Origin of the sequence: Pantoea sp. Tr-811 (assembly GCF_011752535.1) — a bacterium.
GTDB lineage: Bacteria > Pseudomonadota > Gammaproteobacteria > Pseudomonadales > Pseudomonadaceae > Aquipseudomonas.
This window is the reverse complement of record NZ_VWXJ01000009.1, coordinates 130,793-157,558: the sequence shown is the minus strand read 5'-3', so window position 1 is coordinate 157,558 and position 26,766 is coordinate 130,793. Positions and strand designations below refer to the sequence as shown.

Below are 26,766 nucleotides of genomic sequence, written 5' to 3'. Positions count from 1 at the left end.
TCATCCCATTGTGGGCAGGCGAGGGCAATCGTCCCGTGCCCACGGCATGTGTTAAGAAGGTTAATCCTGCTGCACCCCTGGTTTTGCTCCGGTATCGTTCGCAAAAAGCAACGTGTTTCGTTTGCGATTCAATATCATTTGGGCTAGGGGCGTGTCATGAGTGGTTGCAAAGGTATGGGGAACCCGGGGCGGGTTCGTGGATGGCTGGTGCTGGGCTTGCTGGCGCCGTTTTCAGTGTCGGCACTGGCTGAAACGGTCGCGACCCAGGCTGCGGCCGACGGCTCGCTGGACCTGCCGGCACTGACCATCGAGGGCAACCGCCTGTACGACATGCTGCCCTCCGAAGCCACCGGCGGCTACAGCGTCGACGCTGCCACCGTGGGCACCAAGACGCCGGCTGCGCTCAAGGACATCCCCCAGTCGATCACCGTCTACACCCAGGACTACGTCAAGGACCGCCAGTTCGTGCACCTGGACGACCTGGCCAAGTACACCGCCGGCCTGCGTACCCTGACCAACGACAGTGGCCGTTCGTCGATCTACGCCCGTGGCTACGAGTACAGCGAGTTCAACATCGACGGCCTGCCGGCACCGATGGCCAGCATCTTCGGCACCGTGCCGTCACTGGCAGCCTTCGACCGGGTCGAAATCATGCGCGGCCCGGCGGGGCTGTTCAGCAGCACCAGCGAGCTGGGTGGCGTGGTCAACATGGTGCGCAAGCGCCCCACCGCCGAATTCCAGGGCCACATCGAGGGCAGCTATGGCACCTGGGACACCAACCACGAGGAAATCGACCTGAGCGGGCCGCTGGATGAGGCCGGCCGCGTGCGTGGGCGCTTCATTGCCTCGCGTGACGACACCAATGGCGAGGTCGACTACAACGCCAACACCAGCAACAGCTACTATGGCGCGCTGGACATCGACCTGGACGCAGACACCACCCTGTCGTTCGGCCTGATCCACGAGGTGAAGAACATCACCCCGCACAACGGCTACCCGGCCACGTTGTCCGGCGAGGTGCCCGATTTCAGCCACTCGCGCTTCCTCGGTGCCGACTGGAACTACTTCGATGGCAAGACCACCGACCTGGTCGCCGAGCTGACCCATCGCTTCGACAACGGCGGCTACGGCCGGGTCGCTGCCCGTGGTTCGCACCGCGACACCAACTACCTGTATGCCTTCACCGCGACCAACGCCACCACCGGGGCCAACTCCGAGCGTGCCAGCGCCCGCGACTTCACCCAGGACACCTACTCGCTCGACGCCAGCTACAGCCAGCCGTTCGAAACCTTCGGCCAGGTCAGCGAGTTCGTGGTGGGTACCGACTACAAGAACTACGACACCGAATACCTGAACGGCACCACCAACCTGGGTAGCATCAACGTCAACACCTATTCGCCGACGCGCTTCAACAAGCCATCGCCGAACTACAGCACCGAAACCGGCATGCAAGAGGAAGAGTACGGCCTGTACTCCAAGGTCACCTTCCGCCCGGTCGAGCGCCTGGCGCTGATCGCCGGTGGCCGTTTCAGCTGGTACAGCGGCGATTTCTACACCACGACGCTGAGCAGCGGCTCGACGGTCGACGACAGCAAGCGTGTGAATGGCCGCTTCACCCCCTATGGCGGTGTGGTGTACGACCTGACCGACAACCATGCGCTGTACGCCAGCTACTCGCAGGTGTTCAAGCCGCAGTCGGATACCGACGGCAATGGCCGGGTGCTCAAGCCGCGCCAGGGCGAGCAATATGAGTTCGGCCTCAAGAGCAGCTACTTCGGTGGCGACCTGAACACGCGCTTCTCGGTGTTCCGCCTGACCGACAAGAACCGCGCCAGCACCGAATACGATGCTGACGGTGTCGATACCGGTTTCTCGGTGGCCTCCGGCAAGACCCGGGTCAAAGGCGCCGAGGTGGAAGTGAGCGGCAAGTTGACGCCGAACTGGGAGCTGCTGGCCGGTTACACCTGGATGGAAACCGAGACGGTCAAGGGCGATGCGGAGACGACGTTCTTCATCATGCCGCGCAACCAGGCATCGCTGTGGAGCAAGTACACCATCAGCCAGGGGCCGCTGACCGGTTTGGCCATTGGCGGTGGGGTGTCGGCGATGAGCAACTTCTACGCTGAGAACGGTGGGGTGCGCATCGATGCGCCGGGGTATGCGACCGTGGATGCGATGTTGTCGTACCCGGTGACCTCGAAGCTGACCGCGACCTTCAACGTCAATAACCTGTTCGACCGGGATTACCTGTCGCGGGTGGGGTCGACCTCCACGTTCAACTTCTATGGGCCATCGCGCAGCATGATGGTCGGGGCGCGGTATGACTTCTAAGTTCAGAAAATTCCCGTTGTTTGTAGTCCACTTCTGAATTAGCTTCCTAGCGCCCTTGGGCCATTGCGGTGGTGTTCTTGGCGGCATAGGTGGCCCGGTCGTTGCCAAAACAGCGACCGGTCCTGCAAGCCCGCTGAGAACCGATGTTGATCACCGACGTTCAGTGGTACGCCATTGAACTCGCTCTATGGTGGCTGCGTACGGGAGGTTTTCGAACCTGCCGGTTTTCGTTCTCCCGGTCTTGCAGACCCGTACGTGGCCGCCACCCATCACACTGCAAGTCATGAGTGGCGGCTCTATGTAACCCATATGAGAACGCCACTATGTCAAAGATTGTCCCAGACCCACCCATTATTCCGCATCGAACCGGGTATCCCCTGCCAGGATGCCCGCGAACAGGCTTCGGAATTGATGGGCTATGTACGGGAGCTGACCATCCTCGGCCTGATGGACGAGAAACCGATGATGATTTGGGCCTCGCACTATCTGAGCGCGATGGCCAAGGCGCGGATGGATGATGCCGAATTGGGGATGAGGCAGTGATCGGTCAGGCCTGGTAGCGCATAACGGCGGCCAGGTGTTCGTCGGCAGATGTGCAGCGCCTATGACATCGAGCGCCGCCCGCGCGGCGCATCGCGAGCTGCGCTCGCTCCTACGGTTTCTGCACATCGGTAGGAGCGAGCAAAGCTCGCGATGCGCCGCGCAAGCGGGGCTCTATCTGACAGGCATTAAAAAGCCGGCTTGTGGCCGGCTTCTCGGGGACGGTTCCGACTAATTTATGGTAAGCCGCAACCGCCTTAACTGTGTGGCCATCAAGGGCCTGAAAGAGATGGCTGACGGTCGTGTGGAACGTCGCCGAGCCCTCTGGAACGCGGTTTGCACCGGCCGGGGCTGAATGTGCCGCGTAGCATACAAGGGCTGGGCCAGGATGCCCAGCAAAAATTGGCACACGTTGTGTCACCCCGGGCGGCGCTGGCGGAAATGCGACCAGTGGAATACCCAACCCAGCACTTCCAGGCCCTGCACCAGGCATTGCGTGGGGGTGTAGCGCTCCACCATGTAGTTGCCCTGGTTGTGGCTGTGCAGGCACAGCAGGCGGTTATGCCCGATGCTCAAGCTGTGCACCCGCAGCTTGCCATTGTGGCGCAGGGCGTAGGTTTCGCCGTCGACCACCTCGGTCTGGCTCAGGTCCACTGCCAGAATCGCATCGCGAGGAATCCACGGGGCCATGTTGGCTGCCGGCATGGCCACGCAGATGGCGCTGTCTTCCGGCACGCCCAATACCTGCAGCGCTTCGGCCGGTAGCACCATGTGATAGCCGTCGACCCCCACCAACTCGCCTTCGTGCACCACATGGTAGGGCACCTGCAACAACGGCGCCCCAGGGGTGGTCAGGGTGGTTGGCGCCACCTCCCGGGCCGGGCGCGACGGGCTCATGCGCAGCAGCGGGTTGGGGTGCTTGGGGCCTTCGCCGGTGCGCAGCCAGCGCCGGTGCACACTGAACAGGTCGGCCAGCTCATCGATGCGGGCCAGGGGAATGCCGCGCTTGAACCAGTTGTTCACGTGCTGCGACGTGACGCGGCGCTGGGCGGCGAAATCGGAAGGGGATAGGCCACATTCTTGGAGCAGGGCCTTGAGGCGATCACCGGATGTGTTCATGGCGGCGAGTGTAGCGGCGCGGTGCCAGCAGGGGTATCAACCCAATGTTGACGCAGGCTGTAGGAAAACGCCCAAGATGTAGGAGGCTGGTGTAGGACGCCGTAGGAATTTTTACCTTTTACCTGCAAAACGCCCATAAAAAACCCCGCCGTAGCGGGGTTTTCCTGCAAAACGGTATCAGCCTTTGTAGGCAGCAACCGATTTGGTGATCGCAGCGCGGGCGGCGTCAGCGCCTTCCCAGCCTTCGATCTTGACCCACTTGCCCTTCTCCAGATCCTTGTAGTTGGCGAAGAAGTGCTCGATCTGCTGGATCAGCAGGGCTGGCAGGTCGGTGTATTCCTTCACGTCGACATACAGCTGGCTCAGCTTGTCGTGAGGAACGGCGATGACCTTGGCGTCGCCGCCGCCGTCGTCGGTCATGTTCAGCACGCCAACCGGGCGAGCGCGGATCACCGAGCCAGGGGCAACTGGGTACGGGGTGACGACCAGCACGTCGAGCGGATCACCGTCGTCGGCCAGGGTGTTCGGGATGAAGCCGTAGTTGGCCGGGTAGAACATCGGGGTGGCCATGAAACGGTCGACGAACAGGGTGTCGCTGTCTTTGTCGATTTCGTATTTGATCGGCGCGTGGTTGGCCGGGATCTCGATGGCGACGTAGATGTCGTTCGGCAGGTCTTTGCCCGCCGGAATCTTGCTGTAGCTCATTGGGCAGTGCCCCCGTGTTTGATCAAAAAAGTGGCGGCGATTATAGGCACATTCCGCCAGGCCATGCCACGCCTGGCCTGATCTGCGGCGTGAGTGGCGGGCGCATCAGGCGTGGCTTTCGCGGTACTCCGGGTGCTCGGCCTGCAACTGCTCAAGGCGCGCCAGCGGGTCTTGCCGGTAGAACAGCGACAGCTGCTGGTACACCTGTGGATACGCCTGGTGCAGCAGGTCGGGGGCGCTGAAAAAGTACTCGCTGGTGACGGCGAAGAACTCCGCCGGGTTTTCCGCGGCGTACGGGTCGATGGCGGTTTGCGCGTCGGGGTCGGCGTCGAGCTGGCGGTTGAGGTCATCGAAGGCCTGTTGCATGGCCGCCGCCCAGTCTTCCACACGCATGCCTGGGTGCAACGGCGGCAGGCCGTTGGCGTCGCCGTTGAGCATGTCCAGCTTGTGCGCCAGTTCGTGAATCACCAGGTTGTAGGCTTCCCACCCGCCGCTGGCCAGTACCCCGGCCCAGGCCAGGATCACCGGGCCTTGTTGCCAGGCCTCGCCACTGTGCTCGGCGTCCCACACATGCTCCACGCCGCTGGCGTCGCGGTGGCGCTGCGGGCTCTTGAAGTCGTCGGGGTAGAGGATGATCTCGTGGAAACCCTGGTACCAGTTCAGCTCGCCCAGGTGCAGCAGCGGCAGCTGGGCTTGGGCGGCGAGGAACAGCCGCTGCTGGTCGTCCAGTTCCACCCCGGGCAGGGTGGTCAGGTGCTTGTCGAGCAGAAACAGGATGCAGGCCTCACGCAGCCACTGGTCTTCGGCGGGGCTGATGCCATCGAGCATGGGCAGGCGCTCGCGGATGGCCTGCCATTGCTGCGGCGCCACCGGGTAGCGCGCCAGGGTACGCTTGCGCCGCCAGGCGCTGAACGACCACATGCCCGGTCAGTGGGCTGCCGTGCGGCTGAAACGCCCGCGCAGCAGGCCGAGGATCATCGGTACCAGCGACAGCACGATGATGCCCACCACCATCAGCGACAGGTGCTGCTTGATGAACGGCACGTTGCCGAAGAAGTAGCCCAGGGTCACCAGGCCGCCGACCCACAGCAGGGAACCTGCCACGCTGAAGGTCAGGAAACGTGGGTAATGCATGTGGGCGATGCCGGCGACGAACGGTGCGAAGGTACGCAGGATCGGCAGGAAGCGCGCCATGGTCACGGTCTTGCCGCCATGGCGGTCATAGAACTCGTGGGTGCGCTGCAGGTAATCGCGGCGGAAGATCTTCGAATTGGGGTTGCTGAACAGTTTTTCCCCCGTGGTGCGGCCAATGATGTAGTTGGTGCTGTCGCCCAGGATGGCCGCTGCCATCAGCAGGCCCGCCAGCAGGACAGGGTCCATGCCGCCACCGGCGGCCACGGCGCCGGCAATGAACAGCAGCGAGTCGCCCGGCAGGAACGGCATCACCACCAGGCCGGTTTCGCAGAAGATCACGGCGAAGAGGATGGCGTAGATCCAGGGGCCGTAGTTGGTGACCAGCAGATCGAGGTAGGTATCGAGATGCAGGATTAAGTCCAGCGGGTTGAATTCCATGTACAGCACCTGTGTTCTGACCCGCCGATACGGGCACGCGATGACGGGCTATGCCCTGGGTGTTGGCATCATTTCCTGGCGTGGGGGTAAAAATTCACACGCGACAGAGGGGCATTATACGGCGAAGTGGAAAACCTGCCCGGTGAGTTTGTAGCGGGGGGTTACCGCATGAGCCTGCACCGGCCTCTTCGCGGGCTTGCCCGCGAAGAGGCCGGTGCAGGTCACTCGTGGCTGATCGGCAATACGTAGTTTTCGAACTCGGTGTCCTTGCGGAAGCCGATCGACTCGTAGGTCTTGCGCGCCACCTCGTTGTTGGCGGTGGTCGATACCCGCATGCGCACGGCCTGGGTTTCCCGGGCCATCTTCTTGGCTTCACGCATCAAGTGGTCGGCCACCAGCATGCGCCGCGAGTCCTCGGCGACGAAGATGTCGTTGAGAATCCATACCCGTTTGAGCGAAAGCGAGGAAAAACTCGGGTACAGCTGGCAAAAGCCAAGCAACTTGCGCTCATCGTCCAGGGCGATGGCCAGGTAGATCACCGATTCGCCACGCTTGAGGCGCTTTTCCAGGAAGGCGCGGGAGCTGTCTGGGTAGGGAAGCTCACCATAGAACTCGCGATAGCGGACGAACAGCGGGGTGAGCAGGTCGAGGTGTTCCAGGGTTGCCTTGATAATGCGCATGTGCGGCCCTCAGAGTCCATTTGGGGAAACAGCGGATTGCCAGCGGTTCTACAGGGGGGAATCCTGCCCCAATGCTGGCCTTCTGCGCAATCCGCCTTGCGTGACAGCTTGTTTACCCTTCGCCAAGCAGGAAATTGCCGCGGGCACCTGCCGGTTGCTCGCTGGCGATACTATGGACTTCGGCTTCATCCTTCAGGTTCACGCCCGACAGCTGCCGGCGGCAGGCTTCGCGCATCAGGTATAGCAGGCGGTGGGCGGCCATGCCGTAACTCAGGCCCTCCAGGCGAATATTGGAAATGCAGTTGCGGTAGGCGTCGGTCAGGCCAACTTTCGGCGCATAGGTGAAGTAAAGCCCCAGGCTGTCGGGTGAACTGAGGCCTGGGCGCTCACCGATCAGTATCACGGTCATGCGTGCCCCCAGCAGTTCACCCACTTCATCGGCCACCGCCACCCGGCCTTGCTCCACCAGCACCACCGGTGCGCTGCGCCAGCCATCGGCGCTGGCCTGTTCCTCGAAGCGCGCCAGGAACGGCAGGGTATGACGGTGCACGGCCAGGGCCGAAAGGCCGTCGGCGACCACGATGGCCAGGTCGACGCCCCCGGGGTTGGCCTGGGCATGCTGGCGCAGCGTGGCGGCGGAGTCGTCGCTCAGGCGCCGGCCCAGGTCCGGGCGCTGCAGGTATTGGTGGCGATCGCTGGCGGCACTGTGCAGCACCAGGCTGTCACGGCCACGTGCCGTGAGCTGTTCACACAGCGCCGCGTGGTCGAAGGCCAGGTGCACGGCATCGCGGGCCTGGGCATGGGCGAACTGGAAATCCAGTTGTGCGGCAGTGGGCAGGCTGGTGCCGCAGCGGCCCAGGGCGATGCGCGCCGGGGTCAGGTCGCGCAGGGCCAGCCAGGGGCTTTGCGGGTGCGAGGTGGGCGTACGGTGTGCCATGGTCAGCTCCTATGCCAACTGCGCCAGGGCCTGGCGGAACGCCGGCGGCAGGTTGTCGCCAAAGCGCACGCGGCCATCGGCCTGGGTGAAGATGCCGGTGCGCTGCAGCCAGGCCTCGAATTCCGGCCCGGGCTTGAGGCCCAGGGTCTGGCGCGCATACAGCGCGTCGTGGAACGAGGTGGTCTGGTAGTTGAGCATGATGTCGTCCGAGCCCGGAATGCCCATGATGAAGTTGATCCCGGCCACGCCCAGCAGGGTCAGCAGGGTGTCCATGTCGTCCTGGTCGGCTTCGGCGTGGTTGGTGTAGCAGATGTCGCAGCCCATCGGCACGCCGAGCAGCTTGCCGCAGAAATGGTCCTCCAGGCCTGCACGGATGATCTGCTTGCCGTTGTACAGGTATTCCGGGCCGATGAAACCGACCACGGTGTTGACCAGGAACGGCTTGAAGTGGCGGGCCACGGCGTAGGCGCGGGTTTCGCAGGTTTGCTGGTCGACACCGTGGTGGGCATTGGCCGACAGGGCGCTGCCCTGGCCGGTTTCGAAATACATCAGGTTCTGCCCCAGGGTGCCGCGCTTGAGCGACAGGCCGGCTTCGTAGCCTTCCTGCAATACATTGAGGTTGATGCCGAACCCGGCGTTGGCTGCCTCGGTACCGGCAATCGACTGGAACACCAGGTCCAGCGGCACGCCGCGGTTGATGGCCTCGATCGAGGTGGTGACGTGGGTCAGCACACAGGCCTGGGTGGGGATGTCGTAGCGCTGGATGATGGCGTCGAGCATTTCCAGCAGGGCACAGATCGAGGCGATGCTGTCGGTGGCCGGGTTGATGCCGATCATGGCATCGCCGTTGCCGTACAGCAGGCCGTCGAGGATGCTGGCGGCGATACCGGCCGGCTCGTCGGTGGGGTGGTTGGGCTGCAGCCGGGTCGACAGCCGCCCGCGCAGGCCCATGGTGCCGCGAAAGCGTGTGACCACGCGGATCTTCTGCGCCACCAGCACCAGGTCTTGCACGCGCATGATCTTCGACACCGCGGCGGCCATTTCCGGGGTCAGGCCGGGGGCCAGGGCGCGCAGGCTGTCCTCATTGGCCTCATCGCCCAGCAGCCAGTCACGCAGGCCGCCAACGGTCAGGTGGCTGACCGGGGCGAAGGCCTGGGCATCGTGGGTGTCGACGATCAGCCGGGTGATCTCGTCCTGTTCGTAGGGGATAAGCGCTTCATTGAGAAAGTGCTTCAGGGGGATGTCGGCCAGCGCCATCTGCGCGGCCACCCGCTCGCCGTCGTTGGCCGCGGCGACGCCGGCCAGGAAGTCGCCGGAACGGGCCGGGCTGGCCTTGGCCATCACGTCCTTGAGGCTGTCGAAGCGGTAGACCAGCTGGCCTACCGTGTGTACGAAAGCTGTCATACAGAATCTCCAGGGCCGCGGGCTGGCCCGCGGCAGGTGGCGGCAATCAGTGCAAGGCTTGTTCGGCCTTCTGGATCGCGGCGAATTCCTCTTCCGGTGTGCCCGCCACCAGGTGGTGGCGGCTGTAGAACGCAAAGTAGGCGATCAGCACGGCGTAGATCACCGCTGCGCCAATCACCACCCGTGGGTCGACCAAAAAGCCCGCGACCACGGCAATGCAGGCCAGCACCAGGGCCAGGCCCGAGGTGAAAATGCCGCCCGGAGTGCGGTAGGGGCGTTCCATCTTCGGCCGGCGAATGCGCAGGGTGATGTGCGCGGCCATCATCAGCACATAGGACAGTGTGGCACCGAATACCGCCACCAGGATCAGCAGGTCGCCCTGGCCGGTCAGCGACAGGGCAAAGCCGATGATGCCGGGAATCACCAAGGCCATGACCGGTGCCTTGCTCTTGTTGGTTTCCGAGAGTTTGCGCGGCAGGTAGCCGGCGCGCGACAGGGCGAAGATTTGCCGCGAATAGGCGTAGATGATCGAGAAGAAGCTGGCGATCAGGCCCGCCAGGCCCACCAGGTTGACGAAGCCGCCCATCCAGGTGGAACCGCCGTAGGCCTTGGCCAGTGCCTCGACCAGTGGGTTGCCCGAGGCTTTGAGCGCTTCGGAACCAGCGCCGCCGGGGCCGACAATGAGAATCAGCAGGGCAAAGGCCAGCAGCACCAGCATCGCGCCGATCAGCCCGCGTGGCAGGTCGCGCTTGGGGTTCTTGGTTTCCTCGGCCGCCAGTGGCACGCCTTCGACCGCCAGGAAGAACCAGATCGCGTAGGGAATCGCCGCCCACACCCCGACATAGCCGAACGGCAGGAAGCTGCTGGCACCCGCGGCGTTCGTCTGGGCGATGTCGAACAGGTTGGCTGCATCAAAATGGGGCACCATGGCCACCAGGAACACGGCCAGGGCGATGGCGGCGATGGCGGTGATGATGAACATCAGCTTCAGCGCCTCGCCGACGCCAAAAATGTGGATGCCGATGAACACCACGTAGAAGGCCAGGTAGATCATCCAGCCACCGATGCCGAACAGCGACTGGCAGTAGGCGCCGATGAACGTGGCGATGGCGGCGGGGGCGATGGCGTATTCGATGAGGATCGCCGTGCCAGTGAGGAAACCGCCCCAGGGCCCGAAGGCGCTGCGGGCAAAGCCGTAGCCACCGCCGGCGGTGGGGATCATCGACGACAATTCAGCCAGCGAGAAGCACATGCACAGGTACATGGTGGCCATCAGCAAGGTGGCGAGGAACATGCCGCCCCAGCCGCCCTGGGCCAGGCCGAAGTTCCAGCCGGCGTAGTCGCCGGAAATCACGTAGGCCACGCCCAGGCCCACCAGCAGCACCCAGCCGGCGGCGCCTTTTTTCAGTTCACGTTGCTGGAAATAGTCGGAACCGACCTTTTCGAAGTCGACGGAAGACCCTGCCGGCGCGCCGGCGGAATGATCGCTTGGCATAGTTTCACCTGTTCTTTTTCTTGGTGGCCGGAGGGGTTCCGGGCCGATGGTGATGGGTGGTGCAGGAAGCGGGCCAGGGCGGTTGGCGCCCTGGTTTTGCAGGTCGCGCCTCTTCGCGGGGCAAGCCCGCTCCTACAAGGAGATGAACATCATTTGTAGGAGCGGGCTTGCCCCGCGAAAAAGGCGACGCGGTCTTAGAAGAAGCCCAGCGGGTTGATGTCGTAGCTCACCAGCAGGTTCTTGGTCTGTTGGTAATGGTCGAGCATCATCTTGTGGGTTTCACGGCCAACCCCGGACTTCTTGTACCCGCCGAACGCGGCATGCGCCGGGTACAGGTGGTAGCAGTTGGTCCACACCCGGCCGGCCTTGATGCCACGGCCCATGCGGTAGGCGCGGTTGATGTCGCGGGTCCACACCCCAGCGCCCAGGCCGAACTCGGTGTCGTTGGCAATGGCCAGGGCTTCGGCTTCGTCCTTGAAGGTGGTGACGCTGACCACCGGGCCGAAGATTTCCTCCTGGAACACGCGCATGCGGTTGTTGCCCTTGAGCAGGGTGGGCTGGATGTAGTAACCGGTGGCCAGCGCCCCTTCGAGTTTTTCCACCTTGCCGCCGGTCAGCAGCTCGGCGCCTTCCTTCTGGGCGATGTCGAGGTAGGAGAGGATTTTCTCGAACTGCTGCTGCGAGGCCTGGGCGCCGACCATGGTGTCGGTGTCCAGCGGGTCGCCACGCTTGATCTGCAGCACCTTCTTCATCACCACTTCCATGAACTGCGGGTAGATCGACTCCTGCACCAAGGCGCGCGACGGGCAGGTGCACACCTCGCCCTGGTTGAAGAACGCCAGCACCATGCCTTCGGCGGCCTTGTCGATGAAGCTCGGCTCGGCCTGCATGATGTCTTCGAAGTACACGTTGGGCGACTTGCCGCCCAGCTCGACGGTGGAAGGAATGATGTTCTCGGCGGCGCACTTCATGATGTGCGAGCCCACCGGGGTGGAGCCGGTGAAGGCGATCTTGGCGATGCGCTTGCTGGTGGCCAGCGCTTCACCGGCCTCGCGGCCATAGCCCTGCACCACGTTCAGTACGCCTTTGGGCAGCAGGTCGCCAATCAGCTCGACCAGCACGCTGATGCCCAGCGGGGTTTGCTCGGCGGGCTTGAGCACCACGCAGTTGCCGGCGGCCAGGGCCGGGGCGAGCTTCCACGCGGCCATCAGGATCGGGAAGTTCCACGGAATGATCTGCCCTACCACGCCCAGCGGTTCGTGGATGTGGTAGGCCACGGTGGTTTCGTTGATTTCGGCCGCGCCGCCTTCCTGGGCGCGGATGCAGCCGGCGAAGTAGCGGAAGTGGTCGACGGCCAGTGGAATGTCGGCGTTCAGGGTTTCGCGGATCGGCTTGCCGTTGTCCCAGGTTTCGGTGATGGCCAGCACTTCGAGGTTCTGCTCGATGCGGTCGGCGATGCGCAGCAGGACATTGGAGCGGTCCTGGACCGAGGTGCGGCCCCAGGCGTCGGCTGCGGCGTGGGCGGCATCCAGGGCCTTGTCGATGTCTTCGGCAGTGGAACGGGGGAATTCGGCGATCGGCTGGCCGTTCACCGGGGACGTATTGGTGAAGTATTCACCCTTTACCGGAGGAACGAACTCACCACCGATGTAGTTGCCGTAGCGGCTCTTGAAGGAAACCTTCGCGCCTTCGGTACCGGGATGTGCGTAACGCATGGTGTGTCTCCTGGCTGTTATGTTTGTTGAGGAGTTGAAAAGCGTAGAGCAAAGGTTGGGCCAGCGTGGTGCACGCCTGTGGAATCAATGGCTTAGGCCCCGTTGCGGGGCGCGCTGAAGGGCCTGTGTGTCAGCCCTGGCACGCCCTGGGTGACACTTTGTGCCGTTTGCGACACGTTGCAGGTGGCTGCATTGCAAAGGCTGCGCGGGTGGAGGATGCTGGGGGAAGTCTCTATCTGCGGAGAACAACAACACCATGCAGAGCAACCCCTTCAGCCGCCATGCCCAGCAGGTGCACACCGTGGCGCGTGGCCAGGCCGACAGTGACCCCTCGATTGCCCGCTCGTGGCTGCGTTGCCTGGACGACTATCACCTCGACCCTTCGGTCAGCGAGGCGCCGGTGGTGCTGGAGCATGGCCGCTTGCTGGAAAGCCGCGAGCGCCTGCGCCAGGTGCTGAAAATTGCCGACCACGAGATGAACAGCCTGCACCAGCAGCTATCCGGTGCTGGCCACGCGGTGCTGCTGACCGACGCCCGTGGGGTGATTCTCAACTGTGTCACCGCCCCCAATGAACGGCGCAACTTCGAGCACGCCGGGCTATGGCTGGGTGCAGACTGGAGCGAGGCGCGCGAGGGCACCAATGGCATCGGCACCTGCCTGGTCGAGCGCCAGGCCCTGACCATTCACCAGAACGAGCACTTTCGTGGCCGCCACACCGGGCTGACCTGCTCGGCCAGCCCGGTGTTCGACCCCCACGGTGAGCTGCTGGCCGTGCTCGACGTGTCCTCGGCGCGGCCGGATGTGTCGCGCCAGAGCCAATTCCACACCATGGCGCTGGTCAACCTTTCGGCGAAGATGATCGAAAGCTGTTACTTCCTGCGCCATTTCGAGCAGCACTGGTTGTTGCGTTTTCACTTGCAGGCCGAATCGGTGGGCCTGTTCAGCGAAGGCTTGCTGGCGTTCGATGGCGATGGCCGGATCTGCGCCGCCAACCAAAGCGCGCTGAACCTGCTGGGCACCGTTCGTGGCGGTGTGCTGGGCAAACCGTTGGACAGGTTCTTTGCCTGCAGCCATGACGAACTGTTCAGCCGCGCCACCCCTGGCGGCAGCACTGCCTGGCCGCTGCGCACCCGTGATGGCCGCCAGGTGTTCGCCAGCCTGCGCGGGCAGGCCAGGGTGCCGGTGTGGTCAGTGCCGGGCAGCCTTGCCGAGGCCCGGGCACCGGCGCAGCCGGGCATTTGCCTGTTGGACCCGGCGCTGCAGCAGGACTTTCACCGTGCCGTGAAGGTGTTCGAGCGCGACGTTCCATTGCTGCTGCGCGGTGAAACCGGCTGCGGCAAGGAGGCATTCGCCCAGGCCGTGCACCGGGCCAGCCAGCGTAGCGCCAAGCCGTTCGTGGCGGTGAACTGCGCGTCGATACCCGAAAGCCTGATCGAGAGTGAGTTGTTCGGCTACCGCGGCGGCAGCTTCACCGGTGCGCGCAAGGAGGGCATGCGCGGCAAGTTGCTGCAGGCCGATGGTGGCACCTTGTTGCTCGACGAGATCGGCGACATGCCCCTGGCCCTGCAGACCCGCCTGTTGCGGGTGCTCGAAGAGCGCCAGGTGGTGCCCATCGGCGGCGAGGCCCAGGCGGTGGATGTGCGTATCGTCAGTGCCACCCACCGGGATTTGCTGGAGCGGGTGGAGCAGGGCAGTTTCCGTGAAGACCTGTACTACCGGCTCAATGGGCTGGAGGTGGCGCTGCCGGCAGTGCGTGAGCGCACTGACAAGGAGGCGTTGCTGGATTTCCTGCTGCACCAGGAGGCGCATGGGCAGGGGGTTCGCCTGGCGCCCGAGGCACGGCAGGCACTGCTGGCGTTTGCCTGGCCGGGGAACGTGCGGCAGATGCGCAATGTGTTGCGTACCCTGGTGGCCCTGTGCGAAGACAACCTGATCCGCCTCCCTGACCTCCCCGCCATTGTAGGAGCGGGCTTGCCCCGCGAATGCGTCCAATCAGGTAATGAAGCTGTCGAGTCAGCCCCTTTCGCGGGGCAAGCCCGCTCCTACAAGGCAGGTGGTGAACTGCTGCAGGACGCCGAGCGCCAGGCGTTGATGGAAATACTGGAGGCAAAACACTGGCACCTGACCCGGGTCGCCGAGCACTTGGGCATCAGCCGCAATACCTTGTATCGAAAACTGCGCAAACACGGCATCGCCAGGGGCGCCTGAGCAAAACACCGGGTGCGAATTCCTGCGCCCTGGGCTACCCTGCCTCGAAGTTTTGCGAGGTCGACCATGCACATTCATATTCTCGGTATTTGCGGCACTTTCATGGGTTCGCTGGCGGTGCTGGCCAAGGAACTTGGCCACCGTGTCACCGGCTCCGACGCCAACGTCTACCCGCCCATGAGCACTCAGCTCCAGGCCCAGGGCATCGAGCTGACCCAGGGCTACGACCCGGCCCAGCTGGACCCGGCACCGGACCTGGTGGTGATCGGCAACGCCATGTCGCGGGGCAACCCAGCGGTGGAATATGTGCTGAACAAGGGCCTGCCCTACGTTTCCGGCCCCCAGTGGCTGGCCGACCATGTGCTGCAGGGCCGTTGGGTATTGGCCGTGGCCGGCACCCATGGCAAGACCACCACCAGCAGCATGCTGGCCTGGGTGCTGGAGCACGCTGGCATGAGCCCGGGCTTTTTGATTGGCGGTGTGCCACAGAACTTCTCGGTGTCGGCGCGCCTGGGCGGCACGCCGTTCTTCGTGGTCGAGGCCGACGAATACGACAGCGCCTTCTTCGACAAGCGTTCGAAGTTCGTGCACTACCACCCGCGCACGGCGATCCTCAACAACCTCGAATTCGATCACGCAGACATCTTCCCAGACCTGGCATCGATCGAGCGGCAATTCCACCACCTGGTGCGCACCATTCCAAGCGAAGGCCTGGTCATTCACCCCACCACCGAGCACGCCCTGGAGCGGGTTATCGGCATGGGTTGCTGGACCCCGGTACAGACCACTGGCGCCGGTGGCCAGTGGCAGGCGCGCCTGCTCAGTGACGACGGCTCGCGCTTCGAAGTGCTGTTCGAAGGTGAAGCCCAGGGCGTGGTGGACTGGGGCCTGACCGGCCAGCACAACGTCGCCAACGCCCTGGCCACCTTGGCCGCTGCCCGCCACGTGGGCGTGGTGCCAGCCATGGGCATCGAAGGCCTGAGCGCGTTCAAGAGCGTCAAGCGGCGCATGGAAAAGGTTGCCGAAGTGCAGGGCGTGACCATCTATGACGACTTCGCTCACCACCCGACTGCCATCGCCACCACCCTCGACGGCCTGCGCAAGCGCGTCGGCGAGGCGCCGGTCATCGCCATCATCGAGCCACGCTCCAACTCCATGAAGCTGGGTGCCCACCGTGATGGCTTGCCGGAAAGCGTCAACGATGCCGACCAGGTCATCTGGTATGCCCCGGCCAACCTCGGTTGGGACCTGGCCGCCACCGCGGCCCTGTGCAAGGTGCCAAGCGTGGTGGCCGACAGCCTCGAAGGCATCATCGAGCGGGTGAAAGGCCAGGCGCGCCCAGGCACCCATGTGGTGATCATGAGCAACGGCGGCTTCGGCGGCCTGCACGGCAAGCTGGCCGAGGCCCTGAAGTGAGCGGGCCAGAGCGCATCACCCTGGCCATGACGGGCGCCTCTGGCGCACAGTATGGCCTGCGCCTGCTCGACTGCCTGGTGCGCGAGGACCGTGAGGTGCACTTTCTGATCTCCAAGGCCGCGCAGTTGGTGATGTCCACCGAAACCGACGTGGTGCTGCCGGCCAAGCCCCAGGCGATGCAGGCATTTCTCACCGAATACACCGGTGCTGCCGATGGGCAGATCCGTGTGTACGGCAAGGAAGACTGGATGTCGCCGGTGGCTTCGGGGTCGGGTGCGCCAGCGGCGATGGTGGTGGTGCCGTGTTCCACGGGCACGCTGTCGGCCATCGCCACCGGCGCCTGCAACAACCTGATCGAGCGTGCGGCCGACGTTACCCTCAAGGAGCGTCGCCAGCTGATCCTGGTGCCGCGCGAGGCTCCGTTCTCGACCATTCACCTGGAGAACATGCTCAAGCTGTCGCAGATGGGGGCGGTGATACTGCCGGCCGCGCCGGGCTTCTACCACCAGCCGCAAACCATCGATGACCTGGTCGACTTCGTGGTGGCGCGGGTACTCAACCTGCTGAACATTCCGCAGGACATGTTGCCGCGCTGGGGCGAGCATCATTACGGGGCGGATGATTGAAGCAGTTGCTGGCCGGGGCGTTGGCCATGCTGGTGCTTGGCGGGTGTGCTACGGTGCGCACCCTGGATGCCGGCAAGCCAGGGGCGCCGCTGGTGTATGCCGGAACGCGGCTGGACTTGTACGCGATCAATGGCGGGTGTTGCCCGAAGGATCACTTCGGGGCTGAGGCGCCGGCGTATCCGCGGCTGGATCTGCCTGGGAGCATGCTGCTCGATACCTTGCTGCTGCCGTTGTCCTTGCTGACGGCGGCCGGCGTTGGGTTCAACGCTCGGGGTGGTCTGTGAGGGCCCTTTCGCGGGGCAAGCCCGCTCCTACAGTGGGGTACATGCCTCTGTAGGAGCGGGCTTGCCTCGCGAAGAGGCCCTCACAAGCCGCCATCAATGCTTGCCCAGCTTGCGCAACTCATCCGACTCAACCACCCGCACCCCATCCTCTTCCTCCAGCGCCAAGCGCCACAGCGCCCGTGCCAGGGTGCAAGCCTCGATCCCCCGGTACTTACCCGGAATCAGCCTGGAAAACGGCGATGCCAACCGCTCGCCCAGCCGTGGCTCCGCCCGCTCACCCAGCAGCAGCGAAGGCCGGACGATGGTCAGCTGTGGCCAGTCCTGGGCCTTGAGCGCTTCTTCCATCTCGCCCTTGACCCGGTTATAGAAGATCGACGACTTGGGGTCGGCCCCAATCGCACTCACCACCAGCAGATGCCGTGCACCCATTTCCCGGGCACGCTTGCTGAACGCCACCACCATGTCCAGGTCGACCGCGCGGAAGGCCTGCTCCGAGCCTGCCTGCTTGATCGTGGTGCCCAGGCAGCAATAGGCGATATCCACTCGCCCGGCCAGCTGAGGGAGGAACACCGCCGGGTCACCCACCGGGTTTTCCAGGTGCGGGTGCTCGGCCAGGGGCCGCCTGGTCGGCGCCAGCACGCGGCTGATGGTTGGCTCGTTGAGCAGGCGGTCGAGCAGGTGCTCGCCGGTCAGGCCGGTAGCGCCGGCAAGCAGGACATGCTGAGGCGTCAAATACATGATGTCTCTCCCTTGTTACACACAAGCTTAGTGGCTGGCAGGGCTTTTTGCCTGTTCCTGCGCTTGCGCCTGCGCCGCATTGCGCAAGGCTTCCTCTGCCTGTTGCCGGCGCAAGCGCTGCCAATGTGCCAGTACTGCGGGCGGGGCCCAGAACTGGGGCTCGGAAGCCTCGAAACCTTCCCTGCGTTCTCGTTCGGCAACACTGCTGCGCGCCAGTTCAAACGCCTGTTTCAGGTCGTCGGTCTGGTTCAGCGCTTCGGCGAACAGGGCGTCGCCGAAGTAGGTGAAGTCGGCCTCCTCCGAACAGCCGAACGACACCCGGTCAGCGCGTGCGGCGGTCATGATCAGCGTGCGGTCGTCCTTGAGTGCCGGGATATAGCCCCCTGAATAACAGGCGGAGATGACAATGATCTTGTCGCGGTCCTTGAGGGGGGCGAGGGCGCTGGCCAGTTCGTCGGCGGACAGGTCGGCCAGCTGCAGGCGCGGCTGGTCGAGCACCAGTTGGTGGTCTTCGCTGCCGTGGCTGGTCAGGTAGATGAACACCAGGTCTTCCGGGCCGCTGCGTTCGGCCAAGGTGCGGGCGGCGCGGGTCAGGTTTTCGCGGGTGGCCATGGGCCGGGTCGCCATCTGGTCGCGGTGGTTCACCAAGGTGACCTGGCCGCGGGCGCCGAAACGCACCTTGAGCATGTTGCTCACGTAGTCGGCTTCGCGCAGGAACACGCTCTGCTGGCCATCACCGGCCAATACCAGGCTGTACAGCTGGATCGGCGTGGCCGAGCGTGGCACCTTGGCCAGCGCTTCGTCGAGCAGGCGGCCCTGGTTGAGCAGGGCCAGGTCCAGCGGGTCGGGCAGCAACTTGCCGTGCTGGTCGCGCACGCGCACGCCGTTGACCCAGTAGCCGCTTTCGACCAGGCCGTTGGCCAGGGTCAACTTGCCCTGGCCTTGGTAGGCGTCATTGTCGAAACCGCCGACATACTTGCTGCCATCGGGCAGCTGCAGGCTACCCTGGCCAGACAGGTGCCAGTCGGCAAAGCCGCCTTTGTAATGGCTGCCGTCGCTGCCCAGCAGTTCGCCTTCACCGAGCAGCGAGCCGTCCTTGAATTCGCCGATCCACACATCGCCATCGGCATTCTCATAGCGGCCGCGGCCTTCCAGGCGGTTATCCTTGAACTCACCGATGTACTGCTCGCCATCGACGCTGTCGTAGGTGCCGCTGCCTTGCAGCTGGCCATCGACGAAGCGGCCGCTGAACTGGTTGCCGCTGGCGTCACTGCGTACGCCGGCCCCATTGGGCTTGCCTTTGGCGAACAAGCCTTGGTAGCGGCTGCCGTCGGCCATTTCGAGCTCGCCGGCACCGTCGTACTGGTCGTCCTTGAACTGGCCACGGTAGCTCTGGTCGGCCTGCTTGAGGGTGCCTTCGCCGTCGCGCCGGCCATGGCTGAAGGTGCCGGCGTAGTGGCTGCCCGGCGTGGTCAGGTCGCCCAGGCCATGGAACAGGCCCTTGTCGAACTGGCCGCGGTAGATCTCGCCATTGCTGCCGCGCCATTCGCCCTGGCCGTGCCACTGGCCGTCCTTGAAGCTGCCGGCGTACCAACTGCCGTTGGGGTAGTCGATCCGCCCCTCGCCCTGCAACAGGCCGTCGACCACCTGGCCCCGGTAGCGGCCGCCATCGGGCAGGCGGGCGTCGGGCGGGGCCAGCGACTCGCCATCGCCACAGGCAGCGAGCATCAGGGACAGCGCGAGGGGGAGCAGTGGACGCATGGCGGAATCCGGGCACAAAGGTTTGCCGAGTATGCCGCAGAATACGGGGCGCAGGTATCTGTGACCCGACGGAAACAGCAGCTGCAACTCTGGTAGGAGAGAGCGCAGCTCGCGATGAGGCCGTCACAGGCAACCGAAATGGTCAGCGCCAGAGAAAGCATCGCGAGCTTTGCTCGCGCCTACGGGGAAGTGGGCAGCCTTTGGGTTCAGACGAAGCAGAGCGATAGCGGTTCGGCGATATAGGCCGGCTTCTCTTCGCCCTCGATCTCCAAGGTAACGGTGGCCTTGAGCAACCACTGCCCCGGTTTCTTCTCGGTCACTTCACCCAGGTCCACCTTCAACCGTACCTTGCTGTCCACTTTCACCGGCTGGATGAAGCGCACGCTGTCGAGGCCGTAGTTGACCACCATCTTCAGCCCCTCGGGCAGCACCAGGATGTCTTCCATCAGCTTGGGGATCAGCGACAAGGTCAGGAAACCATGGGCGATGGTGGTGCCGAAGGGCGTTTTGGCAGCCTTCGCCGGGTCCACATGAATGAACTGGAAGTCGCCCGTGGCTTCGGCGAACAGGTTGATGCGCTGCTGGTCGATCTTCAGCCAGTCGGAACGTCCCAGTTCCTTTCCAACGTACTGCGCAAGCTCGGTAACGGGTACATAGGGCATGGCGACTCTCCGGGTTGTCATTTGGTACGAGTGTGCAAGATCAGCACGCCGAACCGATTCAGTCAAGTTGACCACATTTCGGCGAATATCGGCTTACAGCCAGCCCGTGCTTATAATGGCCGGCATGGCCGAAGGAGATGCTTATGCTGTTGCGTGGTTTGACCTGGCTGGTGCTGTTTCAACTGCTGGGAACGGCGATCAACCACTTGTGCGTGCCGATCATCCCGGGGCCGATCATCGGCCTGCTGTTGCTGCTGTGTTTCCTCATGGCCCGGGGCGAGGTCGGCAAACCGTTGAACGAAGCCGCCAGCAGCCTGCTGCGTTACCTGCCGCTGTTGCTGGTGCCGCCAGCAGTGGGGGTGATGGTGTATGCCAAGGACATTGCCGCAGACTTCTGGGCCATCGCCGGCGCCTTGCTGATCTCCTGCCTGCTCACCCTGGTGTTCGTCGGCGTGCTGATGCAGAAGCTCATGCACCGCCAGGGCAAACACGAGGAGCAGCCATGACCCTTGACTGGCAAGGCGCCCTGGAAGCGGTGATCCACCACCCGCTGTTCGGCATCGGCATCACCCTGGGGGCGTACCAGATCGTCCTGGCGGCCTACGAGAAAACCCGTTGGATCTTCCTCCAGCCCGTGCTGGTATCGATGCTGCTGGTGATCGGCGTGCTGCTCGCCTGCGGCATTGGCTATGGCGAATACCGCAAGAGCACCGAGATCATGAACATTCTGCTCGGCCCGGCCACCGTGGCCCTGGCCGTGCCGCTCTACCTCAACCTGCGGCGTATCCGCCAACTGTTCTGGCCGACTTTTACTACGCTGGTAATCGGAGGCCTGTTCGCCACGGTCTGCTGCCTGCTGCTGGGCTGGTGGTTCGGGGCCGAGCACATGATCCTGATGACCATGGCGCCGAAGTCGGTGACTTCGCCAATCGCCATGCTGGTGGCCGAGCAGATTGGCGGGGTGGCGGCCCTGGCGGCGGTGTTCGTGTTGATTACCGGGGTGATCGGGGCGATCTTCGGCCCGGCGCTGCTCAGCCGCCTGGGGGTGCGCAGCCCTGAGGCGCGCGGCATGGCGCTGGGCGTGACGGCGCATGCCGTGGGCACCTCGGTGGCTTTGCAGGAAAGTGACGAGTGCGGCGCCTTCGCCGCGTTGGCGATGAGCCTGATGGGGGTGGCCACGGCGGTGTTCCTGCCGTTGGCGGTCAGCCTGGTGGCTTGAGGAGTTGTGATGACGCTACCGCTGTTTCCTCTCAATACCGTGTTGTTTCCAGGGTGCCTGCTGGACTTGCAGATCTTCGAGGCGCGCTACCTGGACATGATCAGCCGCTGCATGAAGCAGGGCAGCGGCTTTGGCGTGGTGTGCATCGTCGAAGGCGAACAGGTGGGCAAGGCGCCGCCGGTGGTGGCGTCGATCGGTTGCGAGGCGCTGATTCGCGATTTCGTCCAACAGGACAACGGCCTGTTGGGCATCCGTGTGGAAGGCGTGCGGCGTTTCGAGCTGAGCCAAACCGAGGTGCAGAAGGACCAGTTGCTGCTGGGCGAGGTGCATTGGCTGGCGGAGCAGGCCGACAGCCCGCTGACCGAGCACGACGACGACCTGCTGGCGCTGCTGGTGGCACTGGGCGAGCACCCGATGGTCGAGGCGCTGGACATGCCCCGGGAGGTGGACGGGCGCCAGGCCCTGGCCAACCAGTTGGCCTACCTGCTGCCGTTCATGGAAGAGGACAAGCTTGATCTGCTGGCCATCGACTCACCGGGTGAGCGGCTTGAGGAAATCCAGAAGTTGCTGGAGCGGATCCAGGGTGAGTTGTTTGCCTGATCCGGCCCCTTCGCGGGGCAAGCCCGCTCCTACAATCGCGATGCGGAACCTGTAGGAGCGGGCTTGCCCCGCGAAAGGGCCCGCCCAGGCAACCTCAATACTGATAACGAAGCAGCGCATGCGGCAACGCATGCAGGGCAAAGAACGCCAGCAACGCCACGCACGCCGGCAATATCAGCCACCACACCCGCTGCGGCATTGCCGTCAGCGGCTGGCGGTACTGCACCAGGGTCAGGCTAAGCGCACACACGCAGCAGGCCAGCAACGCGCCAGCCATGATGTCGGTCGGCCAATGTGCCCCCAGGTACACCCGCGACAAGGCAATCGCCAGTGCCGGAATGCAGCCCAGCAGCACCCAGGTCAGGCGCATGCGCGGGGGCATGCCGCGCCCGGCCAGCACCGCCAGGGTCAGAAAGAACGCAAACGACGCCGAACTGTGCCCACTGGGCATGCTGTAGCTGGTCAGCGGGTCGCTCAGTACCTCCGGCCGGGCGCGGGCGAACAGCCATTTCAGCGAGCCATTGGCCAGTGCAGTGCCTATCAGCGTGCCGCCGGCGAACAGGGCATGGCGCCACTGCCGGGTGAGCAGCAGCAAGCCCGTCAGCACGCCACCCAGGTAGAACTGGGTCTTGAAGTCGCCTAGCCGCGTTACCAGCACCACGGCGCCGTCGATTACCTTGCTGCGGTGTTCCTGCACCAGTGTCATCACCCCCTGGTCGAAAGCCTGCAGGTACGGCCAGCCGAGGAACAGCGCCGTCAAGGCGATGAAGCTCAGCCCGGCGATCAACCTTGTCCCGTGGCGCTGGTCACGCACGCTGCTGTTGAGGCTCAGCCCGATCAGCACCGCCAGGGTGCCGGCAATGATCCCTGCATCCAGCCAGAACCCGTCCGGCAGTGGCAGGCGCATGGCCGCGCCCGTGGCCCAGCCGGGCAGCAGGTACGCCACCGACCAGCCGGCGGCGGCCAACAGGCTCACCGCAATGAAACGCGGCAGCGGCATGTCGAACATGCCGGCCACCATCGGCAACATCGGCCGCAGCGGGCCGATGAAGCGGCCTACCAGCAGGCTGGCGACGCCATAGCGCTGGAAGTAGGTTTCGGCGCTGCCTATCCATTCCGGGTGATGGCGCAGCAGGGGCAGGCGGCGGATGTTCTGGTGGAAATATTTGCCGATGGTGTACGACAGCGCATCGCCCAGCAAACCACCGAGAAAGCCCAGCAGCAAGGTTTCGCCAAGGCTGAACGCGCCGCTGCCGGCCAGTACCGCAACGGCGAACAGCAGCACCGTGCCGGGCACGATGATGCCGGCAATGGCCAGGCATTCCACGCAGGCAACCAGGAAAATCGCCAGGCCAAGCCACTGGGGGTTGGCGCTGAGCCAGCCGGTCAGGCTGTCGAGCCATTGGCCCATGGTTCAGGTTCCTTGTTCGAGGATAAAAAAGTCCCGCCCTTCGACTTGCCCACGGCGCAGCGGGTTCCGGGTACAGAAGCGGGCGTATTCGGCGTCAACGAAACGGTAGGGCAGGTGTTCGTCGCGGCCATGGGGAATGCCCAGGCGTGCAGCCTGGATGATCCGTGGCACGGCAATGGCGCAATCTTCGACGTACAGGCGCTCGGGGTCGAAGCGTTGCGCATCCCACTGCGCCACTTTCAGGCCCATGGCCTTGCACAGCAGGGTTTGCCCGGCGCACAGGCGTTCGGCCGGGCGCAGGTTGCCGCTGGCATCGGGGTTGTTCAGTTGCATCTGCGCCAGGCTGTTGGCATCGGAAAGCCCATCGAGCCATGGGTAGGCGGACTTGATCAACACCGCATTCCCCGGGCCTTGGGCACTGAAATTGAGTGAATCGCCACCGCGTGCGTAGTACATGTAGATGTGCCCGCCGTCGAGGAACAGCGCCTTGCGTTTCTCGGTGTAGCCGAGGGAGGCGTGGCTGCCCTTGTCGGTGAGGTAGTAAGCCTCGGTTTCGATGATGCGTGCGGCCAGCCACAGGCCGCCGTGGCGGTGGCGGATGACCTTGCCCAGCAATGCCTTGGCCAGGGTTTGGGCGTCGCGGTCGAAGAAGCTGTCGGGCAGGGCACAGGCTGGCATGCTGGCGATTCATGAGGAAGAAGGCCGGGATGATAGCAATGAATGGCTTAACCCTGGCTGAAGCGGCTGAGCCATTCATTGGTGTCTGGACGTTTCTAGGGGAAACAGTGCTCGGTAGCAGCGGGCGCAGCTCGCGATCCGCCGGGCAAGTGGCGCCCGGCCACCGATTTTCTACCATCCGCCACCCGCCGCTGGGCGTACACCTGCGCGACAGTTATAATCAGCCGATTTCCCCTTCGCCAAGACACCGAACCCATGACTGAGTCCGTTCTTGACTACATGGCCCACCTGGGTCACGCCGCTCGCCAGGCTTCGCGGGTGATTGCCCGTGCCAGCACCGCGCAGAAGAACCGCGCCCTGCAGGCCGCCGCCGACGCGCTGGACGCCGCCCGTGCCGAGCTTACCGCCGCCAACGAACTGGACCTGGCCGCTGGCCGCGCCAACGGCCTGGAGCCGGCGCTGCTCGACCGCCTGGCGCTGACCCCGGCGCGCATCGACGGCATGATCACCGGCCTGCGCCAGGTGGCCAGCCTGCCGGACCCAGTGGGTGCCATTCGCGACATGAGCTACCGCCCGTCGGGCATCCAGGTGGGCAAGATGCGTGTGCCGCTGGGGGTGATCGGGATTATCTACGAGTCGCGCCCGAACGTGACCATCGATGCAGCCAGCCTGTGCCTGAAGTCGGGCAACGCCACCATCCTGCGCGGTGGCTCCGAGGCCATCCACTCCAACCGCGCCATCGCCACCTGCATCCAGCGTGGCCTGGCCACGGCTGGGCTGCCGGCTGCCGTGGTGCAGGTGGTCGAAACCACCGACCGTGAAGCCGTTGGCGCGCTGATCAGCATGCCCGAGTTCGTCGATGTCATCGTGCCGCGCGGCGGCCGTGGCCTGATCGAGCGCATCAGCCGTGATGCCCGCGTACCGGTGATCAAGCACCTGGACGGTATCTGCCACGTCTACGTGGCCGAGCACGCCGACCTGGAAAAAGCCTGGCGCGTGGCGTTCAACGCCAAGACCTACCGCTATGGCATCTGCGGCGCCATGGAAACCCTGCTGGTCGACCAGCGCGTAGCCGAAGGCTTCCTGCCGGAAATGGCCCGCCGCTTCATCGAGAAGGGCGTCGAGCTGCGCGGCTGTGAACGCACCCGTGCGCTGATCGACGCCAAGCCGGCCACGGAAGACGACTGGCACACCGAATACCTCGACGCGATCCTGTCGATTCGTGTGGTCGACGGCCTGGACCAGGCCATCGAGCACATCAACCACTATGGCTCGCACCACACCGATTCGATCCTCACCGAACACCAGGGCCAGGCCCGCCAGTTCATGGCCGAAGTCGACTCGGCGTCGGTGATGCTCAACACCCCCACCTGCTTCGCCGACGGCTTCGAATATGGCCTGGGCGCGGAAATCGGCATTTCCACCGACAAGCTGCATGCCCGCGGCCCGGTCGGCCTGGAAGGCCTGACCTGCGAGAAGTACGTGGTGGTCGGTGACGGCCAGCTGCGCGGCCAGGAGTCCTGCTGAGTTGAGCAAGGCCCAGGCAGCCCGGCGCATCGGCATTCTTGGCGGTACGTTCGACCCCGTGCACATCGGCCACCTGCGCAGCGCGCTGGAAGTGGCCGAGTTCATGGCGCTCGATGAGTTGCGCCTGCTGCCCAACGCCCGCCCGCCGCACCGCGACACCCCGCAGGTGGCCGCGCAGGACCGCCTGGCCATGGTGCGCGAAGCGGTACAGGGCGTTGCCTGCCTGAGTGTCGATGCCCGTGAGCTTGCACGTGACAAGCCGTCGTACACCATCGACACGCTGGAGTCGGTTCGCGCGGAGCTGGGCGCCGACGACCAGCTGTTCCTGGTGCTGGGCTGGGACGCCTTTTGCGGCCTGCCGGGTTGGCACCGCTGGGAAGAATTGCTGCAACACTGTCACATCCTGGTATTGCAACGCCCGGATGCCGACGTTGAACCACCCGACGAGCTGCGCAACCTGCTGGCTGCGCGCTCGCAGAGCGATCCCACTGCCATGTCCGGCCCGGCGGGGAATATTTCGTTCGTCTGGCAGACACCGCTTGCGGTGTCGGCTACACAGATCCGACAGCTGCTGGCCAGCGGCAAATCGGTGAGGTTCCTGGTGCCGGACGCCGTACTGGCCTACATCGAGGCGCACGAACTGTATCGTGCGCCCAACTGACGGTGCCCCAGGGCGCCTCATCCAAACGAGTTGAAGAGTTTTATATGAGCAAGCAGAAAATCAATGGCGAAGCACTGGTCAAACTGACCATCAGCGCTCTGGAAGACGTCAAGGCCCAGGACATCCAGGTCATCGACGTGCGTGAAAAGCACAGCCTGACCGACTACATGATCATCGCCACCGGTACCTCCAACCGCCAGATCAACGCGATGCTGGAAAAGGTCCGTGAAGCGGTCAAGAAAGAAGGCGCGCAGCCACTGGGCGAAGAAGGCAAGGGCGACAGCGACTGGGTGCTGCTGGACCTGAACGACGTCATCGTCCACATGATGACCGCCGCTGCCCGTCAGTTCTACGACCTGGAGCGCCTGTGGGCCGGTGCCGAGCAAAGCCGTGCCGCCGATGCCAAGCACCACAGCCCGGAAAACGCCAGCGACTACTTCACCGACAAGCTCAAAGACCGGGAATAAGGAAGCGTC

Annotated in this window: 26 protein-coding genes; 12 read left to right on the top strand and 14 right to left on the bottom strand. The window is 64.3% G+C overall.

Translation table 11 applies throughout. The annotated features are described in order from the left end of the window. The first annotated feature begins 156 nt into the window (after positions 1 to 156). Both F3J44_RS15540 and F3J44_RS15535 read left to right on the top strand, forming a co-directional pair. Positions 157 to 2,331 carry a TonB-dependent siderophore receptor gene (locus F3J44_RS15540; protein WP_167273897.1) on the top strand — a complete coding sequence of 725 codons (2,175 nt, stop codon included), beginning with the start codon at positions 157 to 159 and terminating at the stop codon, positions 2,329 to 2,331. A 333-nt stretch (positions 2,332 to 2,664) separates the two neighbouring features. Continuing rightward, entirely contained in the window at positions 2,665 to 2,874 is a 210-nt protein-coding gene (locus tag F3J44_RS15535; protein WP_240158388.1) for a DUF3077 domain-containing protein, read from the top strand. 414 nt (positions 2,875 to 3,288) lie between these two features. Here the strand turns inward: F3J44_RS15535 and F3J44_RS30385 are convergent, their stop codons facing one another. The 9 genes from F3J44_RS30385 to F3J44_RS15490 form a co-directional block, all read right to left on the bottom strand. Then, positions 3,289 to 3,894, bottom strand: coding sequence for a helix-turn-helix transcriptional regulator (locus F3J44_RS30385; RefSeq protein ID WP_205299912.1), 606 nt, complete (start codon positions 3,892 to 3,894; stop codon positions 3,289 to 3,291). A 273-nt stretch (positions 3,895 to 4,167) separates the two neighbouring features. Beyond that, positions 4,168 to 4,695 (bottom strand): inorganic diphosphatase, encoded by a 528-nt coding sequence (gene ppa / locus F3J44_RS15525; RefSeq protein WP_003255365.1) that lies wholly within the window; start codon positions 4,693 to 4,695, stop codon positions 4,168 to 4,170. Positions 4,696 to 4,800: 105 nt separating this feature from the next. Then, positions 4,801 to 5,616 carry a zinc-dependent peptidase gene (locus F3J44_RS15520; protein ID WP_167273892.1) on the bottom strand — a complete coding sequence of 272 codons (816 nt, stop codon included), beginning with the start codon at positions 5,614 to 5,616 and terminating at the stop codon, positions 4,801 to 4,803. Positions 5,617 to 5,622: 6 nt separating this feature from the next. After that, positions 5,623 to 6,267 carry a DedA family protein gene (locus F3J44_RS15515; protein WP_167063310.1) on the bottom strand — a complete coding sequence of 215 codons (645 nt, stop codon included), beginning with the start codon at positions 6,265 to 6,267 and terminating at the stop codon, positions 5,623 to 5,625. A 221-nt stretch (positions 6,268 to 6,488) separates the two neighbouring features. Then, the gene (locus tag F3J44_RS15510) at positions 6,489 to 6,947 is read right to left on the bottom strand and encodes a GNAT family N-acetyltransferase (RefSeq protein WP_167063313.1); all 459 of its coding nucleotides are present in this window, start codon (positions 6,945 to 6,947) and stop codon (positions 6,489 to 6,491) included. A gap of 112 nt (positions 6,948 to 7,059) precedes the next feature. Further along, on the bottom strand, positions 7,060 to 7,884 hold the full coding sequence (gene eutC, locus F3J44_RS15505) for an ethanolamine ammonia-lyase subunit EutC (RefSeq protein ID WP_167063316.1): 825 nt from the start codon (positions 7,882 to 7,884) through the stop codon (positions 7,060 to 7,062). A 9-nt stretch (positions 7,885 to 7,893) separates the two neighbouring features. Beyond that, positions 7,894 to 9,288: an ethanolamine ammonia-lyase subunit EutB gene (locus F3J44_RS15500; RefSeq protein WP_167063319.1), complete on the bottom strand. Its 1,395-nt coding sequence runs from the start codon at positions 9,286 to 9,288 to the stop codon at positions 7,894 to 7,896. A 46-nt stretch (positions 9,289 to 9,334) separates the two neighbouring features. Beyond that, positions 9,335 to 10,783, bottom strand: a complete 1,449-nt coding sequence (gene eat, locus F3J44_RS15495) for an ethanolamine permease (protein ID WP_167273890.1) — start codon at positions 10,781 to 10,783, stop codon at positions 9,335 to 9,337. Between the two features lie 194 nt (positions 10,784 to 10,977). Beyond that, positions 10,978 to 12,498, bottom strand: coding sequence for an aldehyde dehydrogenase family protein (locus F3J44_RS15490; RefSeq protein WP_167273887.1), 1,521 nt, complete (start codon positions 12,496 to 12,498; stop codon positions 10,978 to 10,980). Between the two features lie 256 nt (positions 12,499 to 12,754). Here F3J44_RS15490 and F3J44_RS15485 point away from each other — a divergent pair, with 256 nt between their 5' ends. The 4 genes from F3J44_RS15485 to F3J44_RS15470 all read left to right on the top strand — a co-directional run bounded on the left by F3J44_RS15485 (position 12,755) and on the right by F3J44_RS15470 (position 17,033). Next, complete coding sequence (locus tag F3J44_RS15485; RefSeq protein ID WP_167273885.1) at positions 12,755 to 14,707, top strand: sigma-54-dependent Fis family transcriptional regulator; 1,953 nt, start codon at positions 12,755 to 12,757, stop codon at positions 14,705 to 14,707. 66 nt (positions 14,708 to 14,773) lie between these two features. Beyond that, entirely contained in the window at positions 14,774 to 16,123 is a 1,350-nt protein-coding gene (gene mpl, locus F3J44_RS15480; protein WP_167063331.1) for a UDP-N-acetylmuramate:L-alanyl-gamma-D-glutamyl-meso-diaminopimelate ligase, read from the top strand. Beyond that, positions 16,120 to 16,749: a flavin prenyltransferase UbiX gene (gene ubiX / locus F3J44_RS15475; RefSeq protein WP_167063334.1), complete on the top strand. Its 630-nt coding sequence runs from the start codon at positions 16,120 to 16,122 to the stop codon at positions 16,747 to 16,749. Before mpl ends, ubiX begins: the two co-directional genes overlap by 4 nt. Next, the gene (locus tag F3J44_RS15470; RefSeq protein ID WP_167063337.1) at positions 16,746 to 17,033 is read left to right on the top strand and encodes a YceK/YidQ family lipoprotein; all 288 of its coding nucleotides are present in this window, start codon (positions 16,746 to 16,748) and stop codon (positions 17,031 to 17,033) included. The genes ubiX and F3J44_RS15470 overlap by 4 nt, the downstream gene beginning before the upstream one ends. 93 nt (positions 17,034 to 17,126) lie before the next feature. On the opposite strand, the gene F3J44_RS15465 is transcribed toward F3J44_RS15470, so the two are convergent. From F3J44_RS15465 to F3J44_RS15455, 3 genes are all read right to left on the bottom strand, one after another. After that, positions 17,127 to 17,771: an oxidoreductase gene (locus tag F3J44_RS15465; protein WP_167273882.1), complete on the bottom strand. Its 645-nt coding sequence runs from the start codon at positions 17,769 to 17,771 to the stop codon at positions 17,127 to 17,129. A 27-nt stretch (positions 17,772 to 17,798) separates the two neighbouring features. Next, the gene (locus tag F3J44_RS15460; RefSeq protein ID WP_167273879.1) at positions 17,799 to 19,532 is read right to left on the bottom strand and encodes a C13 family peptidase; all 1,734 of its coding nucleotides are present in this window, start codon (positions 19,530 to 19,532) and stop codon (positions 17,799 to 17,801) included. Between the two features lie 206 nt (positions 19,533 to 19,738). Beyond that, entirely contained in the window at positions 19,739 to 20,194 is a 456-nt protein-coding gene (locus tag F3J44_RS15455; protein WP_167063346.1) for a MaoC family dehydratase, read from the bottom strand. Between the two features lie 143 nt (positions 20,195 to 20,337). Between F3J44_RS15455 and F3J44_RS15450 the strand changes: the two genes are divergently transcribed. From F3J44_RS15450 to F3J44_RS15440, 3 genes are read left to right on the top strand one after another with little or no spacing between them, the layout of a single operon-like run. Continuing rightward, positions 20,338 to 20,700: a CidA/LrgA family protein gene (locus F3J44_RS15450; protein ID WP_167273876.1), complete on the top strand. Its 363-nt coding sequence runs from the start codon at positions 20,338 to 20,340 to the stop codon at positions 20,698 to 20,700. Then, positions 20,697 to 21,413, top strand: coding sequence for an LrgB family protein (locus F3J44_RS15445; protein ID WP_167063352.1), 717 nt, complete (start codon positions 20,697 to 20,699; stop codon positions 21,411 to 21,413). The genes F3J44_RS15450 and F3J44_RS15445 overlap by 4 nt, the downstream gene beginning before the upstream one ends. A 9-nt stretch (positions 21,414 to 21,422) precedes the next feature. Next, complete coding sequence (locus F3J44_RS15440) at positions 21,423 to 22,013, top strand: LON peptidase substrate-binding domain-containing protein (protein WP_167063355.1); 591 nt, start codon at positions 21,423 to 21,425, stop codon at positions 22,011 to 22,013. A 94-nt stretch (positions 22,014 to 22,107) separates the two neighbouring features. On the opposite strand, the gene F3J44_RS15435 is transcribed toward F3J44_RS15440, so the two are convergent. After that, positions 22,108 to 23,424 (bottom strand): bifunctional DedA family/phosphatase PAP2 family protein, encoded by a 1,317-nt coding sequence (locus F3J44_RS15435; RefSeq protein WP_167273874.1) that lies wholly within the window; start codon positions 23,422 to 23,424, stop codon positions 22,108 to 22,110. Between the two features lie 3 nt (positions 23,425 to 23,427). Beyond that, a complete protein-coding gene (locus F3J44_RS15430) occupies positions 23,428 to 24,102 on the bottom strand; it encodes a DNA-3-methyladenine glycosylase (RefSeq protein WP_167273872.1) in 675 nt (224 codons plus the stop codon). Positions 24,103 to 24,357: 255 nt separating this feature from the next. Between F3J44_RS15430 and F3J44_RS15425 the strand changes: the two genes are divergently transcribed. The 3 genes from F3J44_RS15425 to rsfS are packed head-to-tail and all read left to right on the top strand — an operon-like array spanning position 24,358 to position 26,757. Beyond that, positions 24,358 to 25,629: a glutamate-5-semialdehyde dehydrogenase gene (locus F3J44_RS15425; RefSeq protein WP_167273868.1), complete on the top strand. Its 1,272-nt coding sequence runs from the start codon at positions 24,358 to 24,360 to the stop codon at positions 25,627 to 25,629. Between the two features lies 1 nt (position 25,630). Then, the gene (gene nadD, locus F3J44_RS15420) at positions 25,631 to 26,290 is read left to right on the top strand and encodes a nicotinate-nucleotide adenylyltransferase (RefSeq protein ID WP_167063367.1); all 660 of its coding nucleotides are present in this window, start codon (positions 25,631 to 25,633) and stop codon (positions 26,288 to 26,290) included. 44 nt (positions 26,291 to 26,334) lie between these two features. Then, positions 26,335 to 26,757 (top strand): ribosome silencing factor, encoded by a 423-nt coding sequence (gene rsfS, locus F3J44_RS15415; RefSeq protein ID WP_167063370.1) that lies wholly within the window; start codon positions 26,335 to 26,337, stop codon positions 26,755 to 26,757. Positions 26,758 to 26,766 lie beyond the last annotated feature (9 nt).

Excerpts from the sequence above, each read along its gene's own strand:
- F3J44_RS15460 (WP_167273879.1), bottom strand. The coding sequence starts at position 19,532 with ATGCGTCCACTGCTCCCCCTCGCGCTGTCCCTGATGCTCGCTGCCTGT.
- F3J44_RS15540 (WP_167273897.1), top strand. The coding sequence starts at position 157 with ATGAGTGGTTGCAAAGGTATGGGGAACCCGGGGCGGGTTCGTGGATGG.
- ppa (WP_003255365.1), bottom strand. The coding sequence starts at position 4,695 with ATGAGCTACAGCAAGATTCCGGCGGGCAAAGACCTGCCGAACGACATC.
- F3J44_RS15445 (WP_167063352.1), top strand. The coding sequence starts at position 20,697 with ATGACCCTTGACTGGCAAGGCGCCCTGGAAGCGGTGATCCACCACCCG.
- F3J44_RS15440 (WP_167063355.1), top strand. The coding sequence starts at position 21,423 with ATGACGCTACCGCTGTTTCCTCTCAATACCGTGTTGTTTCCAGGGTGC.
- eat (WP_167273890.1), bottom strand. The coding sequence starts at position 10,783 with ATGCCAAGCGATCATTCCGCCGGCGCGCCGGCAGGGTCTTCCGTCGAC.
- eutC (WP_167063316.1), bottom strand. The coding sequence starts at position 7,884 with ATGGCACACCGTACGCCCACCTCGCACCCGCAAAGCCCCTGGCTGGCC.
- F3J44_RS15465 (WP_167273882.1), bottom strand. The coding sequence starts at position 17,771 with ATGTATTTGACGCCTCAGCATGTCCTGCTTGCCGGCGCTACCGGCCTG.
- mpl (WP_167063331.1), top strand. The coding sequence starts at position 14,774 with ATGCACATTCATATTCTCGGTATTTGCGGCACTTTCATGGGTTCGCTG.
- F3J44_RS15450 (WP_167273876.1), top strand. The coding sequence starts at position 20,338 with ATGCTGTTGCGTGGTTTGACCTGGCTGGTGCTGTTTCAACTGCTGGGA.
- F3J44_RS15510 (WP_167063313.1), bottom strand. The coding sequence starts at position 6,947 with ATGCGCATTATCAAGGCAACCCTGGAACACCTCGACCTGCTCACCCCG.
- F3J44_RS15490 (WP_167273887.1), bottom strand. The coding sequence starts at position 12,498 with ATGCGTTACGCACATCCCGGTACCGAAGGCGCGAAGGTTTCCTTCAAG.
- F3J44_RS15520 (WP_167273892.1), bottom strand. The coding sequence starts at position 5,616 with ATGTGGTCGTTCAGCGCCTGGCGGCGCAAGCGTACCCTGGCGCGCTAC.
- F3J44_RS15435 (WP_167273874.1), bottom strand. The coding sequence starts at position 23,424 with ATGGGCCAATGGCTCGACAGCCTGACCGGCTGGCTCAGCGCCAACCCC.
- F3J44_RS15455 (WP_167063346.1), bottom strand. The coding sequence starts at position 20,194 with ATGCCCTATGTACCCGTTACCGAGCTTGCGCAGTACGTTGGAAAGGAA.
- F3J44_RS15425 (WP_167273868.1), top strand. The coding sequence starts at position 24,358 with ATGACTGAGTCCGTTCTTGACTACATGGCCCACCTGGGTCACGCCGCT.
- F3J44_RS15485 (WP_167273885.1), top strand. The coding sequence starts at position 12,755 with ATGCAGAGCAACCCCTTCAGCCGCCATGCCCAGCAGGTGCACACCGTG.
- F3J44_RS15500 (WP_167063319.1), bottom strand. The coding sequence starts at position 9,288 with ATGACAGCTTTCGTACACACGGTAGGCCAGCTGGTCTACCGCTTCGAC.
- F3J44_RS15430 (WP_167273872.1), bottom strand. The coding sequence starts at position 24,102 with ATGCCAGCCTGTGCCCTGCCCGACAGCTTCTTCGACCGCGACGCCCAA.
- rsfS (WP_167063370.1), top strand. The coding sequence starts at position 26,335 with ATGAGCAAGCAGAAAATCAATGGCGAAGCACTGGTCAAACTGACCATC.
- F3J44_RS15515 (WP_167063310.1), bottom strand. The coding sequence starts at position 6,267 with ATGGAATTCAACCCGCTGGACTTAATCCTGCATCTCGATACCTACCTC.